Below are 22,778 nucleotides of genomic sequence, written 5' to 3'. Positions count from 1 at the left end.
CCGAAGGATGTACGGCGTGCCTGCTCCGTGCTGCCCGAGGATCGCCCGGTCGGCCGACGACCCGGCCGGGCGCGCCGAGCAGGATCGAGGCATGGAAGACCTGCTCTCGGAGAACCCCCTCGTCCTGCTCGTGATCGCCTGCGAGATCGGCTTCTGGGTCGTGCTCGCGGCCGGGCTCGTCGCCCGCTACCCGATGCGGCGGCCGCGGCTCGGCGGGATCTTGCTGGTGTGCGTGCCGGTCGTCGACCTGGTGCTCGTCACGGCCTCGGTCGTCGACGTCGCACGAGGCACCCCGCCCGGCTTCTCGCACGGGCTCGCAGCCGTCTACCTCGGGTTCACCGTGGCCTTCGGGCACTCCCTGGTGCGCTGGGCCGACGTACGGTTCGCGCACAGGTACGCCGACGGTCCCGCACCGGTGCGGGGCCCGCGCGACGGGATCGCCGCTCTGCCGAAGGAGCTGCGGGACTTCGGCAAGGCCGTGCTGGCCGCGGTGATCGCCGGCGCTGTGCTCCTCGCGCTGAGCCTGGTCGCCGGGTCAGGCGTCCCACCGGTCACGGCGTGGCCCGGAGACGCCCTGTGGAGCTGGATGGCACGCATCGGCGTGGTGCTCGCGATCTGGTTCGTGACCGGCCCTGTGTGGGTCGCGCTCGGTCCGCGGACAGGGCGCCCGTAGGGTCGACCGTCAGCCCCTCACACGGGTCCTCTGCCACCCGGGAGAGGAACGCGCTGTAGTCGTCGATCGCTCCCGGGGCCAGGAGCGCCCGGGGCCAGACCGTCCCGGTGACGAGCCCGACGAGGTCGTGGTCCTCCATCACGGGTCGGGCCAGGGAATGTGCTCCGTCGACGCGGGTGACGGAGAGCCGAGAGCCGAAGATCGACCTGTAGGTCTCTTCGGTCTCGGCCACGTCGACGTTGCGGTCGTGCGTGCCGACCATGAGGTGCACGGGGATCGGGCGAGAGGCTGAGGCGACGAGGTCGTCGGTCGCGTCGGAGTCGACGTTCTTCAGGACGAATCCCCAGCGGGCCTCTGTCATGGGGTCTGTGCTGGCCGTCGATGCCAGGTACTCCTCATAGGAGGCACCGTGTCCGAGCAAGACCCGGGTCTGGTCGCTGTCCGAGAGAGCCCTCTCTCGCCCTCGCGCGTCTGCGCCGTCGTGCTCGAGCTCGGCGAGGAGGTTGAAGCGCCCTTGCCGGAGCCAGCTGATCGCGGTCCCGACAGCGACGACGGCGTCGATGTCGTCGCGATCCCGGGTGACTTTCGGGAGCACCCAACCCGCCTGGCTCGCTCCCCAGAGCACGATGGTCCTGGTCGGGACGCCGTCGCGCCCCTGAGCCCAGTCGACGGCAGCCGAGACCTCGTCCGCCCGGTCCTCCATCGACTGCGAGAGCCAGTCCCCCTCGGAACCTCCGACGCCTGGCTTGCTCCACGAGAGCGTGGCGAACCCCGCGTCTGCTGCGCCCTCGAACCACGGGGAGTAGAGACCGCCCTGGGTCGCCTCGACCGGTCCGTCACCATGGACCATCACCACGAGGCCCCGGGCCGTGCCCTCGGGCGGGAGCGTCAGGACACCGTCGAGCTCGCCGTCGGGTCCCGGGATCGTGACAGCCCTCAGCTCGAAGCGATAGCTGTTGCCGACGACAGCGACGCCGACGACGACGGCTGCGACTGTCAGGAGGCTGACGAGTGCAACCGCGATGCGCTTACGTATCTTCTTCTGCACGTTCGTAGACTATGCGATAGGTTTGGTGCATGGAAGACATGACCGCCGACGAAGGTCTCACCGCCTCCCTCGCACCCGTGGACGGGTTCGACGGGTTCGACGGGTACACGATGATGGAGCTCGAGGTCAGCCGGTGACACCGCAGATCTCGCCGCGGACCGTCGTCGAGGCCTTCCTGCCACCCGCGGGAGACGTCCCCCTCGCGGTCGTCTACGACACCGCCAACCTCGCAGGGCTCGCAGACCAGCCCGTCCGGCTGGCGATCCGGCGCCTGGTCGCGAGCGGCGACGTGGATCAGGCAGGGCGCGGACGCGCAGGCACGCTCAGCCTCACCAGCACCGGACGGCGGCGCCTGCAGCGCGACCGGGAGAGCCTGACCCTCGCCCGCGCCCAGGACGCGGGCGACGCCCCGTGGGACGGGCACTGGCGGTTGATGGCGGTGACGACCCCTGAACGCGAGCGGGCAGTCCGCGACACTCTCCGACGTGGGCTCCACGAGCTCGGCGCTGTCGCCATCTCGACGGGCCTCTACGTGAGTCCCCACGACCTGGGCAGCGAGCTCACGGGCGACGCCCGCCCGTACCTGTCGACGGCCACGACCAGCGACCTCGACGTCCGAGGCGCCACCAGCCCGACCGTGATCGCCGAGATGCTGTGGCCCAGCGGGCCCACCATCGCCGCCTACGCGACCCTCGACGAAGCACTCCGCCGAGACGCCTCCGACCCCGAGGTGCCGGTCGTCGTGCGCATGCTCCTGCTCGCCGACGCCCTCGAGGTCGCGATCCGCGACGACCCGCTGCTCCCCCTCGAACTGCGAGGAGCCCCGTGGGCGCCGTCTCAGACCCGAACCACCTGGGCGGACCGGTGGGAGACGCTCTCGAAGGAGAGCGCGACCCCCGTCTACCGAGGGTGGTGGCCTCCGGCGGCACAGGCCTAGCTGTCGAGACAGGGTGAGCCGAGAGGTTCAGCAAGAGCCGGGCGTCCGCGTCAGGCCACCCCGGGGACAGGCATCGGCGCGACGCCTCCCACGGTCGGCACGACCGCGCGGATGCTCCCGTCCTCCTCGAAGACCAACCTGTCGATCGTCGTCTCGCGGTGGGTGCCGTCGCCGTCCGGGATCGCGAAGCGGTGGTAGGCGATGTACCACTCGTCGGTCCCGGGCACCTGGAGGATCGAGTGGTGCCCGGTCCCCCGGATCCCCTGCTCGAGGTCCTTGGCGAGGATCACCCCGCGGTTCGTCCACGGCCCGTAGACCGAGGGGCCCGTCGCGTAGGCGACGCGGTAGTCCTCCGAGCGGGTGTCGTCGACCGACCAGGACAGGTAGTACGTGCCGTGGCGCTCGACGAGGAACAGCGCCTCACGGAAGTCGTGGATCCCCTCGACGACCCTCACCTCGGCGGGGTCGTACCCGGCCATCGTGTCGTCGAGCGGGACGACGTACCCGGTCGTGTTGCCCCACAGCAGGTAGTGCTGGCCGTCGGTGTCGACGAAGACCGCCGGGTCGATCTGCTGGCCGTCGCCGTAGTCGCGCTTGTCGACGAGGGGGCGGCCGAGCATCTCCCGGAAGGGGCCGACGGGTGAGTCGGCGACGGCCACCCCGACAGACTGCTCGGCGGTGAAGTAGAAGTAGGTCTTGCCGTCCCGCTCGATCGCGGCCGGCGCCCACGCGTGCTGGGAGGCCCACGAGACGTCGGTCCCGAGGGTGAGGATGGTGCCGCGGTTGGTCCACGTGGCGAGGTCGGGCGACTCCCACACCTCGAAGTGGGTCCCGCCCCAGCCCTCGTAGCCGTCGGTCGTCGCGTAGACGTAGTACCTGTCACCGATCGCGAGGATGTTCGGGTCTGCGTAGTACCCCGGGAGCACCGGGGAGGTCTGTGTGCCCACGCCGTCGTGGGGGTGCTCGGTAGTCACCGGACCACCGTACCGGAAAGCGCTCGCCAGGCTCACGAGACGGCGCTGGCCCGCTCCTCGGGCAAGAAGTCACCTCGTGGCAACACGCCAGGCCCAGAGGCAACGCCCCGGAAACACAGCACGGGCACCCGCGAAACATGTGTCCAGGACTGTATACATCCATGAGCACAGAACTGGACCCGGTGGTGTCGACACCCCCGCAGCGCCCCGCCTCGAGGCGCGAGCAGGTGTACCTGGCGCTCCGCGACGAGCTGATGAACGGCCGGATCTCGCCGTACGAGAGGCTTGCCGAGGAGCGCATCGCCGAGCGCCACGACGTCTCCCGCACCCCGGTGCGCGAGGCCCTCGCCAGGCTCCAGGCCGACGGCCTCGTGGAGAAGCGCGACGGCGGTCTCTACCTCTACCTGCCGAGCTTCCACGAGCTCGCGGGGCTCTACGAGCTCCGCGTGACCCTCGAGCTGCGCGGCATCGAGCGGGCCATCGCCGAGGTGGACATCCACCACGACCGTCCGCGCCTCGAGGCCGAGCTCGACCGCTGGTACGGCCACCGTGACCACCGCCCCACCCCCGACGCCGGGTTCGTCGCCGAGGACGAGCAGTTCCACACGACGCTCGTCGACGCCTCGGGCAACCCCGCGCTCACCCAGGCGCTGGTCCAGGTGAACAGTCGGATCCGCTCCGTGCGCATGTACGACTACCTGACCGAGAACCGGATGACAGCCACGATCACCGAGCACATCGAGATCGCCGAGCTCGTCGTCCGCGACCGCCTCCCAGCAGCGCTCGACGCGCTGCGCCACCACGTCGGCGCCTCCCAGGACGTCGTCATGGAGCGCGCCGCGAACGCCCTGGCCATGACCCGGATGATGACGTGAGAGGACTCTCGATGACCCCCGTGACAGACCTGACCGACGTACCGACCGCGAGCGCGGGCACCGCGCTCCCGGGACCCGGGGACCGTCCTGGCGAGACCGTGACCATCGCAGAGACCGCCCCCGCCGAGCAGGTCTCGGGACCTGCGGTCCGCAGGGTCTTGGCAGCCTTCGAGGCGCTCGATGCCGCGGGCCACCCGGAGGTGTGGACGCACGTGCGCCCTGTCGCCGACGTCGTGGCCGAGGCCGCTGAGGTCGACGCCCGGGTCGCCGCCGGTGAGCGGCTTCCGCTCGCCGGGGCGGTCTTCGGGGTCAAGGACAACATCGACGTCGCGGGCCTGCCGACCACAGCCGCCCACCCGGCCTACGCCCGGGTGCCAGCGCGGTCGGCGAGCGTGGTCGCCCAGCTGGTCGGCGCGGGTGCGCTCGTGCTGGGCAAGACGAACCTCGACCAGTTCGCGACAGGTCTGACGGGCTCGCGCAGCCCTTACGGCGTGGTCCGCAGCGCCGTCGTGCCGGAGAGGGTCTCGGGCGGGTCGTCGTCGGGGTCGGCCGTCGCCGTCGGGCTGGGGATCGTGGACTTCGCCCTCGGGACCGACACGGCCGGTTCGGGTCGTGTGCCTGCGGCCTTCAACGGTCTGGTCGGGATCAAGCCGACCCTGGGCCTGGTGCCCAAGGACGGGGTGGTGCCGGCCTGCGAGTCCTTCGACTGCGTGACAGTCCTGGCTCCGACGCTGGGCGCCGCGCGGACCGTGCTGGCGCACATGACGGCGACGAGCCCTCTCGACCCGTCCTCGCGCAGCTGGCCCGCCGGGACACGGCTGGCTGCCCCGCAGGCTGCTCGTGTCGCGGTCCCGCGGGACGAAGACCTCGTGCTGCTGTCGGCCGAGTCCCGAGCCCGCTTCGACGAGGCGCGGGAGCGTCTGGAGACGACCGGCGCGACGACAGCCCCGATCGACCTCACCCCGTTCTTGCGGGCGGCGTCGCTGCTCTACGACGGCGGTCTGGTGGCCGAGCGCTACGCCGCCTACGGGGAGTTCCTCGCGGGGCACCCCGAGCACGCGGACCCGACGGTCGCCCGGATCGCCGCGGCGGCCGGCGAGGTGACTGCGGCCGAGTACCTCGCGGCGCAGTCCGCCCTCGCGGCGTACAGGCTCGAGGCGATGGCGCTGCTGGAGGGTTTCGACGCCCTCCTGGCGCCGACGGCGCCCGAGCACCCGACAGTCGCGGCCGTGGCGGCCGACCCGCTCGGGACCAACGCCCGCCTCGGCACGTACACGAACTTCGTCAACCTCTTCGACATGGCCGGCGTGGCCGTACCGGCCGGCGAGGCCGACGGCGGGCTGTTCGGCGTGAGCCTGCTGGTGCGGGCCTTCGACGACCAGGTCGCGCTCGACCTGGCGGAGCGGATGCTCGCGGTCGGGTCCGGCGCACCCGAGTCCGCAGCGACAGGGTCTGCAGCGACAGCGCCGGGCACACCCTCGACGCCCTACCCCACGACAGGCACGAGCGTCGTCGTCTTCGGTGCGCACCTGACGGGCGAGCCCCTCAACGGTGACCTCGTCGCCCTCGGCGCCCGCTACGTCGGACCTGTCGAGACCGCCCCCGACTACAGGATGCACGCCCTCGCGACCACCCCCGCGAAGCCCCTGCTCGCGGCCGTCGCCCCCGGGACGGGCACCCGCCTGGCCGGCGAGGAGTGGTTGCTCACCCCGCACGGGCTCGGGCAGCTGCTCACCACGATCCCCCGTCCGCTCGCCCTCGGCGCGGTCACCCTCGACGACGGACGCGAGGTCGTCGGCTTCGTCGGCTCGCTCCCGGCGACAGGGGACGCCGCACCCGACGTGTCCCACCACGGCGGATGGCGCGCGTACCGCGCGTCGCTCGCCTGAAGACCTTCCCTGCACGCTCTGCCAGCTCTGCACCCCCTGCACGCACAGCACCCGACAGAAGAGAGACTCCCGTGAAGACCTCCCGCACCCTGGTCGCCCTCGCGACCACGATGCTCGCAGCCGCCTCCCTCACCGCCTGCTCGGGCGACGCCACGGCTGACGCCGACGGCAACACCATCGTGAAGGTCGGGACCCTCAAGGGTCAGCCGCACCTGTACGCCCCGTACTTCTACGAGGAGAACGCCCCCGAGGGCGTCACCTTCGAGATCGTCACCTTCGACACCTCCCCCGACATCAAGAACGCCGTGGTCAGCGGCAGCATCGACTTCGGTGTCGCCGGAGTACCCTCGGCCATCTCGGGGGCCTCGGCCGGTCAGGACGTCGTGGTGGTCGCCGCGGCGGCCGACGGCGGCTCGGGGATCATCGGCAAGGAAGGGCTCGAGGGTGTCGAGTCGCTCGCCGGTCTCAAGGTCGGGTACCCGAAGGGCTCCTCGCAGGAGATCTTGCTGCGCATGACCCTCGACCAGGCGGGCATGGACGCGGACTCCGACGTCGAGCTCGTCAACCTCCCGTTCTCCGACATGGCGAGCGCTCTCGCCGCCGGACGGATCGACGCGTTCTCCTCGGCCGAGCTCGGCCCGTCGACGGCCCTGCAGTCCGGCGCCGTCCAGGTCGCCTCGCCCTACGAGACGCCCGTGGGCAAGGTGAACATCGGTCTGTACACGACAGGTGCGCTCATCGACGAAGACCCCGAGCTCGTCCAGGACGTCGTCGACGCGCACATCGCGGCGACCGAGCACATGGCCGACGACCCGGCCGACTGGGCCGCTGGTGTGGTCGACACCTTCGGGATCGACGCGGCAGTCGTCGACACCGCCGTGACGAACATCTGGCCGCGCTGGGAGATCGACGCCGAGTACACCGACCAGGTCACCGCGCTGATCGGCCAGATGGCCGGCCTCAAGCAGATCGAGTCCGAGCCCGACGTCGCGACGCTGATCGACACGACCTTCGTCGACGCGCACGCCTCCTCCTGAGTCCTCGGACTCTTCGTACCTCACGCACCCGCGCACCTCGCGCGCCCTGCGTACCCCTGGCGCTCCGGCCGGCCGCACGTCGGCCGGAGCGCCCCGGCTCGTCCCGAGAGGGAAGTGACATGACCGCACGCACGGACGCCCCGTCCACCACGGACACCCCGACCGGCACCTCCGCAGCACGCTCGTCCGCGAGCAGCACCACGACCTCAGCAGGGTCCACGACCCCGAGGCCTCCGAAGACCTCAGGGACCTCAGAACACCCGGCCGTCGGCCCCTCGACCACCGTCGCACCCGGCAAGCCCACGGCAGCCGCGGGCGCACGCCGCCTGCGTCTGCCCGACCGGAACAGCTGGGCCACACTCCTGCTCGCCCTCCCCGTGCCGATCGTCGGGCTCCTGCTCTGGAACCTCGGCGTCAAGCAGGCCTGGACGCTGCCCTTCGGCATCCAGATGGGATTCCTGCCGACACCCGTCGAGGTCGCCCAGCGCATCCTCGACCTCGCAGGCGCCGGCAGCATCGACGACGCCTTCAGCGGCACGCTCCTCGACCACCTCGGTGCCTCGACGGTCCGGGTGCTCTCAGGCTTCGGGCTCGCCGCGCTGCTCGCCATCCCGCTCGGCGTGATCATGGGCCGCTTCTCCCTGGCCTTCAAGATGCTCGACCCGACGGTCAACCTCACGCGACCGATCCCGGTGACCGCCTGGGCCCCGCTGACCCTGCTGATCATCGGCTACGGCGACGGCTCGGCGATCTTCCTCGTGTTCCTCGCCGCGTTCTTCCCGATCTTGCTCAACACGATCTCGGGGGTCCGGCAGGTGCCCGTGCGTCTCGTCGAGGCCGCGTCGATGCTCGGCACCCGGTCCGGGCAGGTCCTCTACAAGGTGATCCTGCCTGCGTCGATGCGCTCGATCGTCGGCGGCCTGCGCATCGCGCTCGGGCTGTCCTGGGTGATCCTCGTGGTCGGCGAGACCGTGGGCATCAGCACAGGCCTCGGCGCGATGATCACCCAGGCCCGCGACATGTCCAAGACCGACCTCATCGTCGCCGGGATGGTGATCATCGGCCTCGCCGGGTTTGTCGCCGACCGTGTCCTCGTCGGCCTCGTCAAGCTCGTGACGCGCAGCCGTCCGACCCTCTCCTAGAAGGAGCCCGTCATGCCACGCATCGGAACCATCCGCCCCACCCGCCCTGCTGACATCGAGATCTCCGACCTCGGCAAGCGCTACGGCCGCACCGGCTCAGGCATCTTCGCGATGGACGGCGTCGACCTGAGCGTCCCGGCCGGAGAGTTCGTCTGCGTCGTCGGCGCGAGCGGCTGCGGCAAGAGCACGCTGCTGCGCATCCTCGCCGGCTTCGAACCCGCCACCAAGGGCACAGTCACCGTCGCTGGGGAATCCGTGTCCAAGCCCGACCCGGAGCGCGGTGTCGTGTTCCAGGACTACGGGTTGTTCCCGTGGCTCTCGGTGAGCGAGAACATCGCCTACGGGCCACGCCAGGCACGCCTCCCCCGCGACGTGGTCCGCGAGCGCACCAGCCGCTTCCTCGAGGCTGTCGGTCTCACGCGCTTCGCGGCGAAGTTCCCGCACGAGCTGTCGGGCGGCATGCAGCAGCGCGTCGCGATCGCCCGCGTGCTGGCCAACGACCCGTCGGTGATGCTCATGGACGAGCCCTTCGGGGCGCTCGACGCACTGACTCGCTCGTCGCTCCAGGCTGAGCTCTCGCGCATCCACCGCGAGACGGGGACGACGGTCGTGTTCGTCACGCACTCGATCGAAGAAGCCGTGTTCCTCGCCGACCGCGTGGTCGTGATGGCCGGCGGCGCCTCGCACGGGGTGCCCGGACACATCCGGGAGATCGTGCCGATCGACCTGGGGACCGACCGTGATGTGACGTCACCGGAGTTCAACGAGCTCAAGCGGCACATCTCGGCCCTGGTCCACCAGGGCGTCGAGGCCGCGGCCTGAGACGTCGGATCCCTGACCTGCGCGACCAGCAGCGTCCTTCCCGAGACGGGAGGGGCGCTGCTGCCGTGTCAGGGCGTGTCCTCTCGTCGCGCCTGCTGCATCACCGGCGTGCCTGTGCAGACGCGGCTCAGCCGAGGACCGTCTGGAGCCTGTCGAGCCACTCCGCAGTGCCCTGCTCACGCCAGGCGGATTCTTCGAGGTGGTCGAGGAAGATGCCGTGCTCGGTGAGGACGAGAGCGCTCCCCGATCCGCGCTCGGCGATCTCCACGCAGGTGAGCGAGACCGTCGCGACCCGTCCGGCCAGCGTCGAGGAGTAGACGAGGCGTGCGCCCGGCTGGATCTCCTCGTACGTCGAGGTGAAGACGAAGGGGACGTCGGGGTCCGGGCCGCCGCGGGTGGTCTCGATGCCGCCGACACGGAAGTCGAGGGAGTGCTCGGCTCCGGGGCTGGCGAACCAGCGCGCCTTGGTGGCCGGGTCGGCCCAGGCTGCGAAGACCTCCGACGGTGGGACGTCGTAGAGACGCTCGAGGGTGAAGGTGGCGTGCTCTGCGGGGTGCATGGAGGTCATGGCGTCTCTCCCGGTGCTCGTGGTCGCTCTCCACAGTCCCACGCGCACCTTCACGCCGCACCACCGCAGGAGTACGGTCGAAGGATGGTCAACGACGACCCGACCCTCACGAATCCCGACCACTACAGGACGCTCTGGGAGAACGAGCACGTCAGGGTGCTCGAGTACACCGACGTCCCCGGCGACGCCACGACGCCGCACGACCACCCGAACTCGGTCATGGTGACCCTCAGCGCCTTCTCGCGGAGGCTGTCGGCAGGTGAGCGGGTCTTCGACACACAGCTCCCGGCCGGTGCCGCCGTGTGGATCCCGGCGCAGCGGCACTCGGGCGAGAACACCGGCTCGACCCCGACCCACACCATCCTCGTCGAGCTCAAGGACGAGGCTGCGGGCGTCGCGCAGGGGACGACTCTCGGTCCTGGACGGCCGTCAGGACCCGCCTGAGCGACAGCCCCACGACCTGAGACGAGACGACTGCGGTCCAGTCGCCGCCACCGCTGGTGGACATCAGCCCGACCTCCCGGTCGATCTCAGGTCGCCCTGGTCGTCGTGTCCCTGCCGCCGCTACAGCTGGAGCGCTGCGCCCTTGAGCCGCTCGTACTCGTCGGGAGTGATCGTGCCGGCGTCCAGCAGCGCCTTGGCCTTCATGATCTCGTCCGACGGGCTCGATCCGGCGACCCCACGGATGTAGTCGTCCGCTGCGCGCTGCGCCTGGGCGGCTCCGCGCTCGCTGCGCTCGGCCATGCCGGGTCCCCGGGCGACGAGGTAGACGAGGACCGTCAGGAACGGGACGAAGACGAGGCACACCAACCACACCGCCTTCCCCCACCCCCCGAGTGTGTGGTCACGGAAGAGGTCGCTGACCACGGCGAACAGCGCGAAGAGGTAGGAGATGAAGGCGAAGCTCCAGAAGAAGAACCAGACGATGCTCCAGAAGTTGTCCCACATGATGAGGTCCTCTCGGTCAGCGTTGCGCGTCCGGAGAGCCCGGAGTCCTCCCACGATGGCGAACACAGACCTCCCGGGCCTCATCCCTCGCGGATGATCTGGGATGGTGCGCCGGCGCAGCGCCCCAGGCAGGTCAGCCCAGGTGGGTCAGGCTGGTCGGCCGTCGTCGCGCCCGACCGGGTCTTCAGGACCACCTGGACCGTCGGGCACGACGGGGTCGTCGAGCGCCTGCTCTTGCATCCGGAAGGCCGCGACGAGGCTGGCGACGAGCGTCGCGAGGAAGATCTGCCCCACGAGCGCCTCGAGGGTCGCAAAGCCTCGGGCTGCCCCCGTGGTCACGGTGAGGTCACCGTAGCCGAGGGTGGTGAGCGTCGTGAACGAGAAGTACTGGAGGTCTGGGGCAGCCTGGGACGCACTCGAGACGAAGAAGGGGTCCGGCCCCACCCAGGCCAGGACCGCGTAGAGGCTCGTGAAGGTCATGCCGATGAGCAGGTAGGCGCTCAGCGCCCCGGCGATGGTCTGGATCGTCACGGTGCGGTGGAGGAGGACACGACTGACCACCAGGACGAGGGTGAGCGCGAGCACCGCGGTGACCATCACGTCGACGACCCCCTGGGCGTCCTCGACGGGGAGCACCAGGAAGCCTGCACCGGCCACGACCAGACCACAGGCGACCAGCCACCGCATCGCCCGGCGTTGGCGGGATGTGGGGTCGGAGGCCTGCACCGTGACGACGAGGGCCACGACGTAGATGAGCGCCACGAGCACCCGGACCCGACCGTCGGAGGTCACCGCGAAGAGCAGGTAGCTGACGCCCAGCAACCAGAGCACGACCACGAAGTCGTCAGGCCTGCCGTGCACCCGACGCCGACGACGCCGTCGGTGGTCCTGGGCACGGCTCGTCACGAGGAGCACCTGCCGCCGGTCCCTGCCACGCCAGCTCCTCCCGGTCGGCACGATCACCTTCGTGCTGCAAGCCCGCTGCGCGGTAGCATGTGTGACCTGGGTCTCAGTCTGCGCTCGCCCCTCGGGGACGGGCATCATCCGAAGGTCATGAGACGCGACCGTCTGGGGGGACGATCATGATCACCATCCCGGCAGGTTCCTCCACAGCGTCCTTACCAGGCCTCGACGTCTGGGACCGCCCGCACCTCACGCACCCGGAGCCCGACGTCGTGCAGCAGGACCACCACCCCCGACAGGCCGGAGGCGTCCTGCACACGGCACCGCAAGACCGTCGACCCGCCGTCCTCGGAGGCCGTCGCATCGACGAAGTCGAGCAGGGCGACGGTGTCGACAGCCCCGTCCACCGTGATCTCGTAGAGCATCTGCGCTCCTCTCTCTCCAGGCCGGTCGTTCCTCGTCACCACCGTGCACCCCGGGTGGCCGCCCGCACCTCACGCGCGAAGGATGACGGCGACCCGTCCACGACACGCACGGTCCCCCCACGACGGCCCGTACCCGATGGCGCCGAGGCGGAGGGGCGCCGGTGAGCGCCACGTGGGGGGACCGTCCGGCGCACCGGGTACCGGCTCGCAAGATCCACCCTCCACCGCCGCCGACCCCGCACGTCGTCCGCGAGCGCATCGGTGCCCGACCGGAGACCGAAGCCGTCGGCAGCCGGCCCGTGACGCTCGTCTCCGCCCCGACCGGCTACGGCAAGTCCACCTTCCTCGCCGCGTGGGCGAGGACCTCGACCACCCGTGTCGCGTGGCTCGGCCTCGACGACCTCGACAACGACCCGCAGACCCTCTGGCACGGGATCGTCTCGAGCATCGAGGCCGCGGACGTCCGCACGACGGGCCGCAGCGGCCCCGGGCCCCTCGACGACCTGTGGGGCCCAGGGCACGACGACGGCGGTCCTGTCGACAGGTTGATCTCCGTCATCGACGACAGCACCGAACCCGTCGTGCTCGTCCTGGACGACGTCGACGAGATCCGGTCGGACGGGGCGCGGGCTACACTCGACCGCCTGCTCCGCTATCTGCCCGACCAGCTGCGCGTGGTGCTCGCCGGCCGCTTCGACCCGCCGCTCGCGCTCCAGCGCCTGCGCGCCCACGGCGACCTCACAGAGTTCCGTGCCGCAGACCTCCGGTTCACCCGCAAGGACGTCCAGACCCTCGGCGAGCTGTCCGGGGTCACCCTGACGACCGACGACCAGCACGAGCTCCACGAGGCGACGAGCGGATGGCCGGTCGCCGTCCGGATGGCGCTCGTCGCGGCCCGAGACACGCCCGTCGGTCCGACCCTGCAGCGGCTGCTCAGTCCCCGGAGCCCTGTCGCCGACCTCCTCGTCGCGGACCTCCTGGCGAGCCTGCGACCCGACCTCGCGCGCTTCGTGCTCCGCGCGACCACCTGCCGGCGGATCGACGCCGAGCTCGCCGACGCGCTCTCGGGCAGCCCGGACGGGTCGCGGCTGCTCGTCGAGTGCGTCGACCGCGGGCTCTTCCTCGAGCGGGAGCCCGACATCCCTGGCACGACCGCCGTCTACAGGTGGCACGACCTCTTCCGGGCCCAGTGCCAGGCGCGGCTCGCCGCATCAGAACCCTCCACGTGGCGGTCCCTGCACCGGACCGCGTCGCACCACTGGCGCGACCGCGACCTCGAGGAGGCTGTCGACCATGCGCTCGCAGGCGGGCGGCCCGCGCTGGCCGCGCAGTGCATCAGCGAGCAGTGGATCGAGCTGGTCCTGCGCGGGCAGCACGCTCTGCTGCTCTCCCTGTGCCTGCGGGTGCCCCCGCCCTTCGACGAGAACCCTGACCTGCTGCTGCTGGTCGCCGTGTGCCGGTATCTGGAGGGGAACCCGGTCCAGGCTGATCTCCAGGTCCGACGCGCACACGCTCGGGCTGCGGCTGACCCTCCGGTCACCGACGGCGGCCGCTTCGTCCTGCTCGAGAGCCTCCTGCGCCTCCTGCTCGCGGTCGACGCCCCGGACCTCGTCGAGATGGCACGGCGCGGCAGGGAGCTGCTCTCACCTGGGTCCGCGCCGACCGACGACACAGCGACGGCCGGCGCGGAGTACATCGTCGGCCAGCTGCTCTGCCGGGTCGGCGAGCGCGCCACCGGGGTCGCGCTCCTCGAGGCGTCGGCGACGATCGCGACGAGCCGCCGGATGACCGCGCTGCGCCTTGCGTGCGAGGCCGAGCTCGCTCTCGTCGCGAGCACCGTCGAGGGCATCGGCGCCGGCTGCACCCGAGCCCGGCGAGTGCTCGACGAGGCGACCCTGGCCGGATGGGGGTCCGCGACCACGCTCTCCCCCGCCGTGCTGGCGCTCGCCCGGTCAGCCTTCGAGCGCGACTCCCTCGACGAGGCGCGGACCCTCGCGACCCGGTCAGCCTCGCGGAACCAGCCGACCGACCACTACCTGCGCGTCTGCTCCCAGGCGCTGCTGCTCGAGGTCGCGCTCGCGGCTGGCGAGCCTGCGGGGGCCGAGGCCCTGCACAGCTCGCTGCTGCGCCGCGAGCACGACATGTTCTTGCCGGCCACCTGGCCCGTGGTCGCCTTGATGCTCGACGCCCGGTGGTCCTACGCCCACGGCTCGTCGTCCGACGCCCGGCAGACCGCCGAGAAGGCCGCCTTCGACGTGATGCTGCCCCACCACCCCGGCTCGCTCGTCTGGTGCGCCGACCTGCTCCGCCTCGACGGGGACCTCGTCGGTGCCCGGGCTGTCCTCGACCTGCTGCCGGGAGGATGCCGGGCGAGCCACTCGCTCGTCGCACACCGGGTGGTGGGAGCGTTGCTCGCCGACGCCGAGGAGCAGCCCGACAAGGCCCACAGGCTCCTTGAGCAGGCGATCGCCCTGGCCGAGGTCGACGACGTCCGCCGACCCTTCGTCGACAGGTCGTGCCAGGTCCTGCCGCTGCTCCGTGCGCACCTCGGCTGGGGCAGCCTGCACACGGCCTACACCGTGACGCTCCTCGACCACCTGCCCGGGGTGCGGCCTCCGGCGCCGCTGGTGCCGTCCTTCTGGTCTCTGACGCCGCGTGAGCACGAGGTCCTGGTCTACCTGCGGTCGGCGATGACGGCCGCCGACATCGCCGCAGCGGTGTTCCTGTCGGTCAACACCGTGAAGACCCACCAGCGGGCCATCTACCGCAAGCTCGGCGTCGTCGGACGGCGTGAGGCCGTCGAGGTCGCCGCGGAACGCGGGCTCCTCTAGACACCGGGAAGGACGACTGCTGTCTCGACGACCTCTCAGCCCGTGAGCATCGCCGGTCGGCGTGCGTCGTCCACCCGGACGGCCACGTCGGCCGCCCTCTCGGGCTCGACCTCGATGGCGTAGCGCGTGTACGCGTCGAGGGTCCAACGGTCCTCGTCGGCCGTGCGCCGGGCGATGGTCGACGTGCGCAGCGACAGGTGGACCGTGAGGTCCACGTCGAGCCACCGGCCCATCGCGAGCGAGCCGTCGAGCAGCACGACCAACCCGGGCGGCGCCTCGAGGTAGCCGGCGCGAGTCGCCCGGTCGGTGACGGGGTCCCGCAACGACGGCAGGTAGCGTCCCTGCCCACCGGGGCCGACGGCGCTGAGCACCTCACGGTTGAGACCCGAGACGTCGATCCACGCATCCAGCAGGCTGTCGGGGTCGTGACGGCCCATCTCGAGGCGCAGAGACGCCGGGCGCAAGAAGTCCTCGGCACGGATCCGCGCTGTCGGTCGACCTGCCGCACGCAGCGGCTCCACGAGGGAGTCGGCCAGCGCCCCGGGACCGGTCGACGGATGCCCGTCGAGCAGGACGCGCACCGCGGCCGGTGCCGGTTCGGCGAGGATGCGGGCGACGAGACGGGCGCGGAGCACGTCCTCGCTCACGGGTTCGACACGCATGCACCCAGGATGCCCGGTCGACGCTCCGCCGGGCGAGCCGAGGCGAGGCGACGACGTGACATCACGGGTCCCTGTGGGGCGCCTCACACGACCTGTGGGAAGTGCGCGACCGCTCTTCTCCGTTGACGCCACCATGACCACCGAGACCTTCACCCCGACCGACGCAGCCTTCGACGAGCTGCTCGAGATCGACGCCGCGACCGCAGACCTGCTGTTCCGCGAGGCGCGCTCAGTCAACGCCTTCGCCGACACCGAGGTGCCTGAAGAGAAGATCCAGGCGGCCTACGACCTGGTCCGGTGGGGTCCGACCGCGATGAACACCGTCCCGCTGCGCCTGCTCGTGCTGCGCGACCCGGCTGCCCGGGCCCGTCTCGTCGAGCACATGGCCGAGGGCAACAAGGCCAAGACGCTCGCCGCCCCGCTGACCATCGTCGCAGCGGCGGACACACGCTTCCACGAGCACATGGACGTCCTCGCCCCGTACATGGAGGGCGCGCGCGAGCGCTTCGAGGCCGCCGGTGAAGAGGCCCGCAGCGGCACGGCTCGCACCTCCTCGCTCCTCCAGGTCGGCTATCTCATCGTCGGTCTGCGGGCAGCCGGTCTGCACGTCGGGCCCCTCGGCGGCTTCGACGCCGCAGCGGTCGACGCCGAGTTCTTCAGCAAGAACGGCTGGCGCTCCCTGGTCGTCCTCAACGTCGGGACACCCGCCGAGGAGGGCGCGACGCGCCCGCGCCAGACCCGCCTGCGCTACGACCAGGTGACGCAGACGCTCTGAGCCTGGTGGTGGCCCCTCCCCGCAGGGGCCACCGGTCGCGGCACCGTCGGCCAGCAGGGCGGCACCTGAGGATGATGCTCCGGGTGCTCGGGCCTCTCTAGGGTCGAGGCATGAACCTGACCAGCCGACACGCACCGTCCCCTCCGGTCTCCTCCGAGCCCCCGGTCGGGGGCGCCGGACGCTGGGGCCTCAGGCCGTGGGGCCCGACGTCGACCGCCCTGCCCTCGCGCCCGGTCGCAGGCTGGCCAGACGCCTTCGTCGGTCTTGTCCTCGCACTCCTCAGCTACGAAGAGCTCGCGCGGGTCGGCTGGCGCCCACCGCTCAGCATCAGGTGGACCCTCCTCCTCATCGCCCTGCTCGTCGGCGCCGGCGTCCTGTTCCGGCGAGCCCCAGCCCTCGGGCTCACGCTCGCATGGCTGTCGGTCGCCCTCCAGGTCGTCATCGGATCGGGGATCAGCCTGGTCGTCGGCGTGATGATCCTGATCTCCTTCGGCGCGGCGCGCTACGGACGTCCCGTGACGCTCTGGGCGGCGGCGCTGTCAGTCGTGCTCTCGGCGTGGTTCACCGTCGAGCACGTGAGCAGGATGGACGGACGATGGGAGAACGTGCACTACATCGCACGCAGGGTCGTGGCCACAGTCGCCCAGAGCTCAGCCACCGTCCCGCTGGTCGTGCTCGGCTCCGCGGCGATGCTGGCACCCTGGGGCTTCGGGCTGGTCCTGCGCTGGCGCGACCAGGCTCGGACGTCGCAGGCCGAGACGCGACGCATGGTCGCCGAGCGGGACGAGGCCCAGGCGCAGAGGAGCCAGGCTGAGGAGCTCGCCGAGCTGCGCGAGCGCCAGGCCAGGCTCGCACGGGACGTCCACGACGTCGTGGGGCACTCGCTCGCCGTCGTGCTGGCTCAGGCCGAGTCTGTCCAGTACCTCCCAGACGACGACCCTGCGGCCCTCCGTGCTGCCGCGGCGAGCATCGCGACCTCGGCGCGGGCGTCCTTGGCCGACGTCCGCGAGGTGCTCTCGACGATGGACGGCCGACCCAGCGCCGGACCTGTGCCACGCGGGACCCTCGACACGCTGATCGAGGACGTGAGGGCGGCCGGGACCCCGCTCGTGGACTCGACGACGGGAGCAGGCCGCCCCCTTCCCCCCGAGCTGGAGACCACCGCCTACAGGGTGCTCCAGGAGATGCTCACCAACGCGCTCAAGCACGGTCGCCGCGGCGAGCCCGTGGTCGTGGCGCGCGAGTGGGGTGAGAACCTCACCCTCACCGTCAGCAACGCCGCAGACGGGTGGTCGGCGTCGGCCGGCGACGAGAGCAGCGACGCCCGCGACGCTGCAGACCCTGCAGACCGCGCAGAGGCAGAGTCCCGGGCTGGCACGGTCGGTCTGGGGGTCGAGGGCATCCGGCGCAGGCTCGAGCACGTGGGCGGGACCTTCACGCTCACCGCGGACCCGCCGCACCCCGCGACCGACCAGACGGTCTGCGTCACCGCGTCTGCCGTGGTCCCGCTCAGCGGTACGCTGCGCACGAACCCGCCGACGCACGCCGTAGAGGACCCCGCATGACCGCCACCGCCCCGATCAGGGTGCTGCTCGTCGACGACCAGACGCTCTTCCGGGAGGGCATCGCGGTGATCGTCGACGCCCAGGACGGCCTGGAGGTCGTGGGCCAGGCGAGCGACGGCCTCGAGGCGCTGCGCCTCGTCGACGAGCTGACTCCTGACGTGGTCCTCATGGACGTGCGCATGCCCGAGCTCGACGGCGTCGAGGCGACACGGCAGATCTTCGCGCCGACTCGTGCTGCGGCGCGCACGTCCCCGGTCCGCGTGATCGTGCTGACGACCTTCGACCTCGACGACAGGGCCGCGGCAGCGATCCGCTACGGCGCGAGCGGCTTCCTGCTCAAGGGCGCGACCCCAGCCCTGCTGGGCGATGCGATCCGCAGCGTGCACGCCGGCCACGCCGTGCTGGCACCCGACGACCTCTCCCTGCTCCTCGACGGCGCCTTCCGTGCGCGACGCCCGGACCCGCCCGGCGTCGACACGCTGACAGCCAGGGAGCGCGAGGTGCTCTCAGCCGTCGCCGAAGGACTCAACAACACCGAGATCGCGCAGCGCATGTTCGTCAGCGAGTCGACCGTCAAGACGCACGTCGGCGCAGTCCTGCGCAAGCTCGGTCTGCGCGACCGGGTGCAGGCCGTGGTGCTCGCTCACGAGCACGGCTTCGTGTCGAGCTCCGCGGGGACCGGGGACGGCTGGACGACCGCCCCGACGACCAGCTGACCGGGCCCCAGCTCCGGGGCTCGGTGCAGCCTGTCCCACCATCACCTGCACGGTGAGCGCTCAGGCGTCGAAAGCCTGCACCCCCACGACCCGCAGCAGGTCGAGGCTCGCGCGCGCCTCGGTGTCCTCCGGGGCGGCGGTCAGCACCAGCAGCGACTGCGTCTGGTCCTCGGTGAACAGCGCCTGGCAGTCGAGCTCGATCGGACCGATCTCCGGGTGCAGGAGCGTCTTGTGGTCGGCGAACCTGCGCGCCACCTCGTGCTCGGCCCACAGGTCGACGAACTCGCTGCTCTCCAGGCTCAGCGCCGCGACCAGCGCACCGGCCCGGGAGCTCGCTCCCGAGCGCCCGTAGGCGACCCGGAGCGAGGCGACGAGGGCCCGCCCCTGCCTGTCGTGGTCGTCCTGCGGGTAGATGTCCCGCGAGGCAGGATCGGTGAACCATCGATAGATGTCGCTGCGCGCCCACCCTGTCCGCGCCAGCACGTCACCGAACAGGGCGACGGCCATCGCGTTCGCGGCGAGCGGCTCGCACAGCTCGGAGAGGATCAGCGCGGGGCTGTCGGAGAGCCTGTCGAGCACCCGCAGGAGCGCTGGTGCGACGTGCGACGACGTGCTCCTCCGGTCCGGCGCAGGGTGACCGGAGGCGCGGTACAGGTAGTCGCGACCGTCTGCGGTGAGCCTGAGCGTGCGGGCCAGCGCCGCGAGCATCTGCGTGCTCGGCTGCGGACCCCGACCCTGCTCGAGCCGCGCGTAGTAGTCGGTCGACATCCCTGTCAGCGCAGCGACCTCCTCGCGCCGCAATCCCGGTGCGCGACGGCGAGCGCCCGGCGGCAGGCCCACGTCGCCCGGCTGGAGCGCCTCGCGCCGGGCACGGAGGAAGGCTGCGAGCTCGTCTCGGTCCATCGCACCATCATCGCCGTGCCCGCGTCCCGACAACCAGGGATCGGCGGTCCCTGGTTCAGCAGGTCTCTCCCGCTCGTGCCCCACGGGTCGCAGGGTGGAGGCATGAACATCACCGGAAGCACCCTCTTCATCCCCGGCGCCACGACCGGCATCGGGCTCGCACTGGCTCTGCGGCTGCACGACCTCGGTAACACCGTCGTCGTCGGTGGGAGGCGCACCGAGCTGCTCGAGCAGATCGCCGCCGAGCACCCCGGCATCGGCACCGTGCAGATCGACGTCTCCGACCCGGAGAGCATCACGACCGCCGCCGCCGAGGTCCTCGCCGCCTACCCAGAGCTTGACGGCCTGGTCACGATGGCCGGCATCATGCGGACCGAAGACTGGCGTACGCCGGCCTTCCTCGCCGACGCCGAGGCGATCGTCACGACCAACCTGCTCGGACCGATCCGGCTGGTCGCCGCCTTCGTCGAGCACCTCCAGACCAGGCCCGCCGCGACCATCGTCACGGTGTCGAGCGGCCTGGCCCACGCCCCGCTGCGCGTCACCCCGACGTACAACGCGACCAAGGCCGCGATCCACATGCTCAGCGAGTCCCTCCGCCTCCAGCTCGCCGGCACCACTGTGAGCGTCCTGGAGATCGTCCCGCCCGCGGTACGCACCGACCTCATGCCCGGGCAGGCCGAGAGCCCTGTCGCGATGCCCCTCGACGCCTTCGTGGACGAGGTCCTCGCGCTGATCGAGGAGCAGCCCGACGCGCACGAGATCCTCGTGGAGACCGTGAAGTTCCTCAGGTACGGCGAGGTGCGCGGTGACTACGAGCAGGTGGTCGCCGCGCTCAACTCCTCCGACCCGCACGCGGCGCTCTAGCGCCAGCGCGCCTCGTCTGAGCCCAGCCTGCGGGCCGGGCCGGGCCGGTCAGGGCCGGGCCGGGCCGAGGGCAGACGAACGCGCGGACGGGCAAGGCCTGCTGGGGCCGGGCGGAGCCACCTCCGCCCGGCCCGTCTCCAACTTTCGTCGGAGCCGTCCGTAGCCCGCGGTCTCTGTCGTCCGTGCGTCGCCCCGTCCTACTGTGGTCGGGTGCCAGCCCCCGCCCCGCACGTCCCTGCGTCCGCAGCAGCCCGACAGACGCCGTCGCCCGCTCCTGCGAGCCTCGGCGTCCCGCGCACGCCGAAGCCCTCGTCAGGCGACGAGCCCTTCGTCTCCCCGCCGCTCACGCTCTGGGGCAAGACCTGGCGGATGCTGCTCGCCTTCACCGTCGGGTTCGTCGCCTTCGGTGCCGTGCTCTCCGAGTCTGCCCCCTCCGACGCCGCCGCAGCCCTCGACCTCCTGGCCGGGCTCGTCGCGCTCGGACTGCTGCCGTTCCGGCGCCGCGCGCCGCTGCTCGTCGCCTGCCTCATCACCGTCCTCGCGTCGGTGTCGTCCTTCAGCGTCGGCGCGCTCGTCATCGCGACGGTGTCGCTCGCGACCCGGCGGCGGTGGCGTGAGGTGCTGCCGGTCGCTGCGCTGTGGTTCCTGTCGACCACGGTCTTCGAGGTCGTCACCGAGCCCGCGGACCCGCTCGAGCTCTGGGTCGTCGCGCTGATCACCCTCGCGGTCCTCGTGCCGACGGTCCTCGCAGGGTTCTCCATCGGCGGTCGGCGCGAGCTCTTCGCCGTCCTGCAGGCCAGGGCCGAGACCGCCGAGCGCGAGCAGGCGGCACGCGTCGCCCAGGCGCGGACCGCCGAGCGGGCGGCCATCGCCCGCGAGATGCACGACGTCCTCGCGCACCGCATCTCCCTCGTCGCCATGCACTCCGGCGCCCTGGCGTACAGGACAGACCTCACTGCCGACGAGACCACCGAGGTCGCCACAGTCATCCGCGACAACGCGCACCTCGCGCTCACCGAGCTCCGTGAGGTCCTCGGGGTGCTGCGCGCACCCGAGGTCCGCTGGCCCACGGCGACGGGTCCTGCCGCACCGCCCGAACGACCTCAGCCGACCCTCGCGACCCTCGACGAGCTGCTCGACGAGACCCGGGCGGCCGGGACCCACGTCACGCTCCGCGTCCCCGTCGAGCCAGCCGTCCTCGCGACGCTCGCCCCGAGCACCGGACGGACTGCGTTCCGCGTGGTCCAGGAGGCTCTGACCAACGTCCGCAAGCACGCCCCTGGTCGCCCGGTGACCCTCACGGTCGACGGCGAACCCGGGTCGCGGCTGACGATCGTCGCGAGCAACGCGACAGACGGCCGGCAGCGCACTCTCGGTGAGCCTGCGCTGCCGTCCTCGGGTCTAGGTCTCACAGGCCTGGCCGAACGCGTCAGCCTCGCGGGCGGTCACCTCGAGCACGGGGTCGACGACCACGGCACCTTCACCGTGAGAGCCTGGGTCCCGTGGACCTCATGACCAGCACGCCTCCGCAGCCGGTCTCCGTGCTGCTCGTCGACGACGACGCCCTCGTCCGCTCGGCCCTGCGCCTGATCCTCGGCGGCGACCCGGCGATCACCGTCGTCGGCGAGGCCTGCGACGGCCAGGAGGGCGTCGCGCTCGTCGAGTCGCTACGACCCGACGTGGTCCTCATGGACATCCGCATGCCGAGGCTCGACGGCCTCGCCGCGACCGAGCAGGCACTCGCCCTCCAGCCCGACCTCGTCGTGGTCGTGCTCACCACCTTCGACACCGACGACATGGTCCTGAGCGCCTTGCGGCTCGGCGCGCGCGGGTTCTTGCTCAAGGACACCCCGCCCGCCGATCTCGTCGCGGCCGTCCGTGCCGCGGCTGCCGGGCAGCCGATGCTCTCGCCGAGCGTCACCGGGCAGCTGATCGCCGCCGTCGCCGCGACAGGGCCCCGCCAGGACGCCGAGGCGCGGGCCCGGCTCGCGACCCTCACCGAGCGCGAGCACGAGGTCGCCCTCGCTGTCGCGCGCGGGCAGTCGAACGCCGAGATCGCCGCGAGCCTGTTCATGAGCGTCGCGACCGTCAAGTCCCACGTCGGGCGGCTCTTCGGCAAGCTCGGGGTCGAGAACCGCGTCCAGGTCGCGATCTGCGTGCACGAGGCAGGGCTCTGAGCCGAGCCGGCACGGGCAGCGCCGATCCCGGATGCCGCTCC

At 71.6% G+C, this 22,778-nt stretch carries 22 protein-coding genes and 1 pseudogene; 15 read left to right on the top strand and 8 right to left on the bottom strand.

The features are described from left to right. Positions 1–16 precede the first annotated feature (16 nt). Positions 17–673 carry a hypothetical protein gene (locus SANBI_RS08180; protein WP_319160671.1) on the top strand — a complete coding sequence of 219 codons (657 nt, stop codon included), beginning with the start codon at positions 17–19 and terminating at the stop codon, positions 671–673. Between the two features lie 184 nt (positions 674–857). Here SANBI_RS08180 and SANBI_RS08175 read toward each other — a convergent pair. Beyond that, a pseudogene (locus SANBI_RS08175) lies at positions 858–1,529 on the bottom strand (alpha/beta hydrolase family protein); the annotation flags it as partial. Positions 1,530–1,854: 325 nt separating this feature from the next. Between SANBI_RS08175 and SANBI_RS08170 the strand changes: the two are divergent. Next, the gene (locus SANBI_RS08170) at positions 1,855–2,658 is read left to right on the top strand and encodes a PaaX family transcriptional regulator (RefSeq protein WP_319160669.1); all 804 of its coding nucleotides are present in this window, start codon (positions 1,855–1,857) and stop codon (positions 2,656–2,658) included. 50 nt (positions 2,659–2,708) lie between these two features. Here SANBI_RS08170 and SANBI_RS08165 read toward each other — a convergent pair whose 3' ends face one another. After that, positions 2,709–3,632: a family 43 glycosylhydrolase gene (locus SANBI_RS08165; RefSeq protein ID WP_319160667.1), complete on the bottom strand. Its 924-nt coding sequence runs from the start codon at positions 3,630–3,632 to the stop codon at positions 2,709–2,711. A 161-nt stretch (positions 3,633–3,793) separates the two neighbouring features. On the opposite strand from SANBI_RS08165, the gene SANBI_RS08160 reads away from it, so the two are divergent. The 5 genes from SANBI_RS08160 to SANBI_RS08140 all read left to right on the top strand — a co-directional run bounded on the left by SANBI_RS08160 (position 3,794) and on the right by SANBI_RS08140 (position 9,397). Then, on the top strand, positions 3,794–4,507 hold the full coding sequence (locus SANBI_RS08160) for a GntR family transcriptional regulator (protein WP_179912953.1): 714 nt from the start codon (positions 3,794–3,796) through the stop codon (positions 4,505–4,507). Between the two features lie 11 nt (positions 4,508–4,518). Continuing rightward, complete coding sequence (atzF, locus tag SANBI_RS08155) at positions 4,519–6,396, top strand: allophanate hydrolase (RefSeq protein WP_319160664.1); 1,878 nt, start codon at positions 4,519–4,521, stop codon at positions 6,394–6,396. A 71-nt stretch (positions 6,397–6,467) separates the two neighbouring features. Beyond that, positions 6,468–7,433, top strand: a complete 966-nt coding sequence (locus SANBI_RS08150) for an ABC transporter substrate-binding protein (protein WP_056132434.1) — start codon at positions 6,468–6,470, stop codon at positions 7,431–7,433. Positions 7,434–7,552: 119 nt separating this feature from the next. Then, positions 7,553–8,575, top strand: coding sequence for an ABC transporter permease (locus tag SANBI_RS08145; protein WP_319160662.1), 1,023 nt, complete (start codon positions 7,553–7,555; stop codon positions 8,573–8,575). A 12-nt stretch (positions 8,576–8,587) separates the two neighbouring features. Continuing rightward, positions 8,588–9,397 (top strand): ABC transporter ATP-binding protein, encoded by an 810-nt coding sequence (locus tag SANBI_RS08140; protein WP_319160660.1) that lies wholly within the window; start codon positions 8,588–8,590, stop codon positions 9,395–9,397. 127 nt (positions 9,398–9,524) lie between these two features. Here SANBI_RS08140 and SANBI_RS08135 read toward each other — a convergent pair whose 3' ends face one another. Continuing rightward, on the bottom strand, positions 9,525–9,965 hold the full coding sequence (locus SANBI_RS08135) for an SRPBCC domain-containing protein (protein ID WP_319160658.1): 441 nt from the start codon (positions 9,963–9,965) through the stop codon (positions 9,525–9,527). An 84-nt stretch (positions 9,966–10,049) separates the two neighbouring features. On the opposite strand from SANBI_RS08135, the gene SANBI_RS08130 reads away from it, so the two are divergent. Further along, positions 10,050–10,409, top strand: a complete 360-nt coding sequence (locus SANBI_RS08130; protein WP_319160657.1) for a cupin domain-containing protein — start codon at positions 10,050–10,052, stop codon at positions 10,407–10,409. A 120-nt stretch (positions 10,410–10,529) separates the two neighbouring features. On the opposite strand, the gene SANBI_RS08125 is transcribed toward SANBI_RS08130, so the two are convergent. From SANBI_RS08125 to SANBI_RS08115, 3 genes are all read right to left on the bottom strand, one after another. Next, on the bottom strand, positions 10,530–10,913 hold the full coding sequence (locus SANBI_RS08125; protein WP_319160655.1) for an SHOCT domain-containing protein: 384 nt from the start codon (positions 10,911–10,913) through the stop codon (positions 10,530–10,532). 147 nt (positions 10,914–11,060) lie between these two features. Next, positions 11,061–11,819 carry a potassium channel family protein gene (locus tag SANBI_RS08120; protein WP_319160653.1) on the bottom strand — a complete coding sequence of 253 codons (759 nt, stop codon included), beginning with the start codon at positions 11,817–11,819 and terminating at the stop codon, positions 11,061–11,063. A gap of 212 nt (positions 11,820–12,031) precedes the next feature. After that, positions 12,032–12,241 (bottom strand): hypothetical protein, encoded by a 210-nt coding sequence (locus SANBI_RS08115; protein WP_056132420.1) that lies wholly within the window; start codon positions 12,239–12,241, stop codon positions 12,032–12,034. 161 nt (positions 12,242–12,402) lie between these two features. On the opposite strand from SANBI_RS08115, the gene SANBI_RS08110 reads away from it, so the two are divergent. Beyond that, positions 12,403–15,072 (top strand): helix-turn-helix transcriptional regulator, encoded by a 2,670-nt coding sequence (locus SANBI_RS08110; protein WP_319160650.1) that lies wholly within the window; start codon positions 12,403–12,405, stop codon positions 15,070–15,072. A gap of 35 nt (positions 15,073–15,107) precedes the next feature. Here SANBI_RS08110 and SANBI_RS08105 read toward each other — a convergent pair whose 3' ends face one another. Next, the gene (locus tag SANBI_RS08105) at positions 15,108–15,734 is read right to left on the bottom strand and encodes a nucleoside/nucleotide kinase family protein (RefSeq protein ID WP_319160648.1); all 627 of its coding nucleotides are present in this window, start codon (positions 15,732–15,734) and stop codon (positions 15,108–15,110) included. Positions 15,735–15,867: 133 nt separating this feature from the next. Here SANBI_RS08105 and SANBI_RS08100 point away from each other — a divergent pair, with 133 nt between their 5' ends. The 3 genes from SANBI_RS08100 to SANBI_RS08090 all read left to right on the top strand — a co-directional run bounded on the left by SANBI_RS08100 (position 15,868) and on the right by SANBI_RS08090 (position 18,790). Then, the gene (locus tag SANBI_RS08100; RefSeq protein ID WP_319160647.1) at positions 15,868–16,509 is read left to right on the top strand and encodes a malonic semialdehyde reductase; all 642 of its coding nucleotides are present in this window, start codon (positions 15,868–15,870) and stop codon (positions 16,507–16,509) included. 110 nt (positions 16,510–16,619) lie between these two features. Next, positions 16,620–18,074 carry a sensor histidine kinase gene (locus SANBI_RS08095; protein ID WP_319160645.1) on the top strand — a complete coding sequence of 485 codons (1,455 nt, stop codon included), beginning with the start codon at positions 16,620–16,622 and terminating at the stop codon, positions 18,072–18,074. Then, positions 18,071–18,790 (top strand): response regulator transcription factor, encoded by a 720-nt coding sequence (locus tag SANBI_RS08090; protein WP_319160643.1) that lies wholly within the window; start codon positions 18,071–18,073, stop codon positions 18,788–18,790. The genes SANBI_RS08095 and SANBI_RS08090 overlap by 4 nt, the downstream gene beginning before the upstream one ends. A gap of 60 nt (positions 18,791–18,850) precedes the next feature. On the opposite strand, the gene SANBI_RS08085 is transcribed toward SANBI_RS08090, so the two are convergent. Further along, positions 18,851–19,693: a helix-turn-helix transcriptional regulator gene (locus tag SANBI_RS08085; protein WP_319160641.1), complete on the bottom strand. Its 843-nt coding sequence runs from the start codon at positions 19,691–19,693 to the stop codon at positions 18,851–18,853. 102 nt (positions 19,694–19,795) lie between these two features. Between SANBI_RS08085 and SANBI_RS08080 the strand changes: the two genes are divergently transcribed. From SANBI_RS08080 to SANBI_RS08070, 3 genes are all read left to right on the top strand, one after another. Continuing rightward, the gene (locus SANBI_RS08080) at positions 19,796–20,560 is read left to right on the top strand and encodes an SDR family oxidoreductase (RefSeq protein WP_319160639.1); all 765 of its coding nucleotides are present in this window, start codon (positions 19,796–19,798) and stop codon (positions 20,558–20,560) included. 210 nt (positions 20,561–20,770) lie between these two features. Continuing rightward, entirely contained in the window at positions 20,771–22,075 is a 1,305-nt protein-coding gene (locus tag SANBI_RS08075) for a sensor histidine kinase (protein WP_319160636.1), read from the top strand. Then, the gene (locus SANBI_RS08070; protein ID WP_319160634.1) at positions 22,072–22,737 is read left to right on the top strand and encodes a response regulator transcription factor; all 666 of its coding nucleotides are present in this window, start codon (positions 22,072–22,074) and stop codon (positions 22,735–22,737) included. The genes SANBI_RS08075 and SANBI_RS08070 overlap by 4 nt, the downstream gene beginning before the upstream one ends. Positions 22,738–22,778: the final 41 nt, after the last annotated feature.

This window comes from Sanguibacter biliveldensis (assembly GCF_033798665.1).
Lineage (GTDB): Bacteria > Actinomycetota > Actinomycetes > Actinomycetales > Cellulomonadaceae > Sanguibacter > Sanguibacter inulinus.
Note: the sequence above shows the minus strand (reverse complement) of the source record. Positions and strands in the feature narration are given on the sequence as shown.

Excerpts from the sequence above, each read along its gene's own strand:
- SANBI_RS08160 (WP_179912953.1), top strand. The coding sequence starts at position 3,794 with ATGAGCACAGAACTGGACCCGGTGGTGTCGACACCCCCGCAGCGCCCC.
- atzF (WP_319160664.1), top strand. The coding sequence starts at position 4,519 with ATGACCCCCGTGACAGACCTGACCGACGTACCGACCGCGAGCGCGGGC.
- SANBI_RS08145 (WP_319160662.1), top strand. The coding sequence starts at position 7,553 with ATGACCGCACGCACGGACGCCCCGTCCACCACGGACACCCCGACCGGC.
- SANBI_RS08140 (WP_319160660.1), top strand. The coding sequence starts at position 8,588 with ATGCCACGCATCGGAACCATCCGCCCCACCCGCCCTGCTGACATCGAG.
- SANBI_RS08135 (WP_319160658.1), bottom strand. The coding sequence starts at position 9,965 with ATGACCTCCATGCACCCCGCAGAGCACGCCACCTTCACCCTCGAGCGT.
- SANBI_RS08130 (WP_319160657.1), top strand. The coding sequence starts at position 10,050 with ATGGTCAACGACGACCCGACCCTCACGAATCCCGACCACTACAGGACG.
- SANBI_RS08125 (WP_319160655.1), bottom strand. The coding sequence starts at position 10,913 with ATGTGGGACAACTTCTGGAGCATCGTCTGGTTCTTCTTCTGGAGCTTC.
- SANBI_RS08115 (WP_056132420.1), bottom strand. The coding sequence starts at position 12,241 with ATGCTCTACGAGATCACGGTGGACGGGGCTGTCGACACCGTCGCCCTG.
- SANBI_RS08105 (WP_319160648.1), bottom strand. The coding sequence starts at position 15,734 with ATGCGTGTCGAACCCGTGAGCGAGGACGTGCTCCGCGCCCGTCTCGTC.
- SANBI_RS08100 (WP_319160647.1), top strand. The coding sequence starts at position 15,868 with ATGACCACCGAGACCTTCACCCCGACCGACGCAGCCTTCGACGAGCTG.
- SANBI_RS08095 (WP_319160645.1), top strand. The coding sequence starts at position 16,620 with ATGAACCTGACCAGCCGACACGCACCGTCCCCTCCGGTCTCCTCCGAG.
- SANBI_RS08090 (WP_319160643.1), top strand. The coding sequence starts at position 18,071 with ATGACCGCCACCGCCCCGATCAGGGTGCTGCTCGTCGACGACCAGACG.
- SANBI_RS08085 (WP_319160641.1), bottom strand. The coding sequence starts at position 19,693 with ATGGACCGAGACGAGCTCGCAGCCTTCCTCCGTGCCCGGCGCGAGGCG.
- SANBI_RS08080 (WP_319160639.1), top strand. The coding sequence starts at position 19,796 with ATGAACATCACCGGAAGCACCCTCTTCATCCCCGGCGCCACGACCGGC.
- SANBI_RS08070 (WP_319160634.1), top strand. The coding sequence starts at position 22,072 with ATGACCAGCACGCCTCCGCAGCCGGTCTCCGTGCTGCTCGTCGACGAC.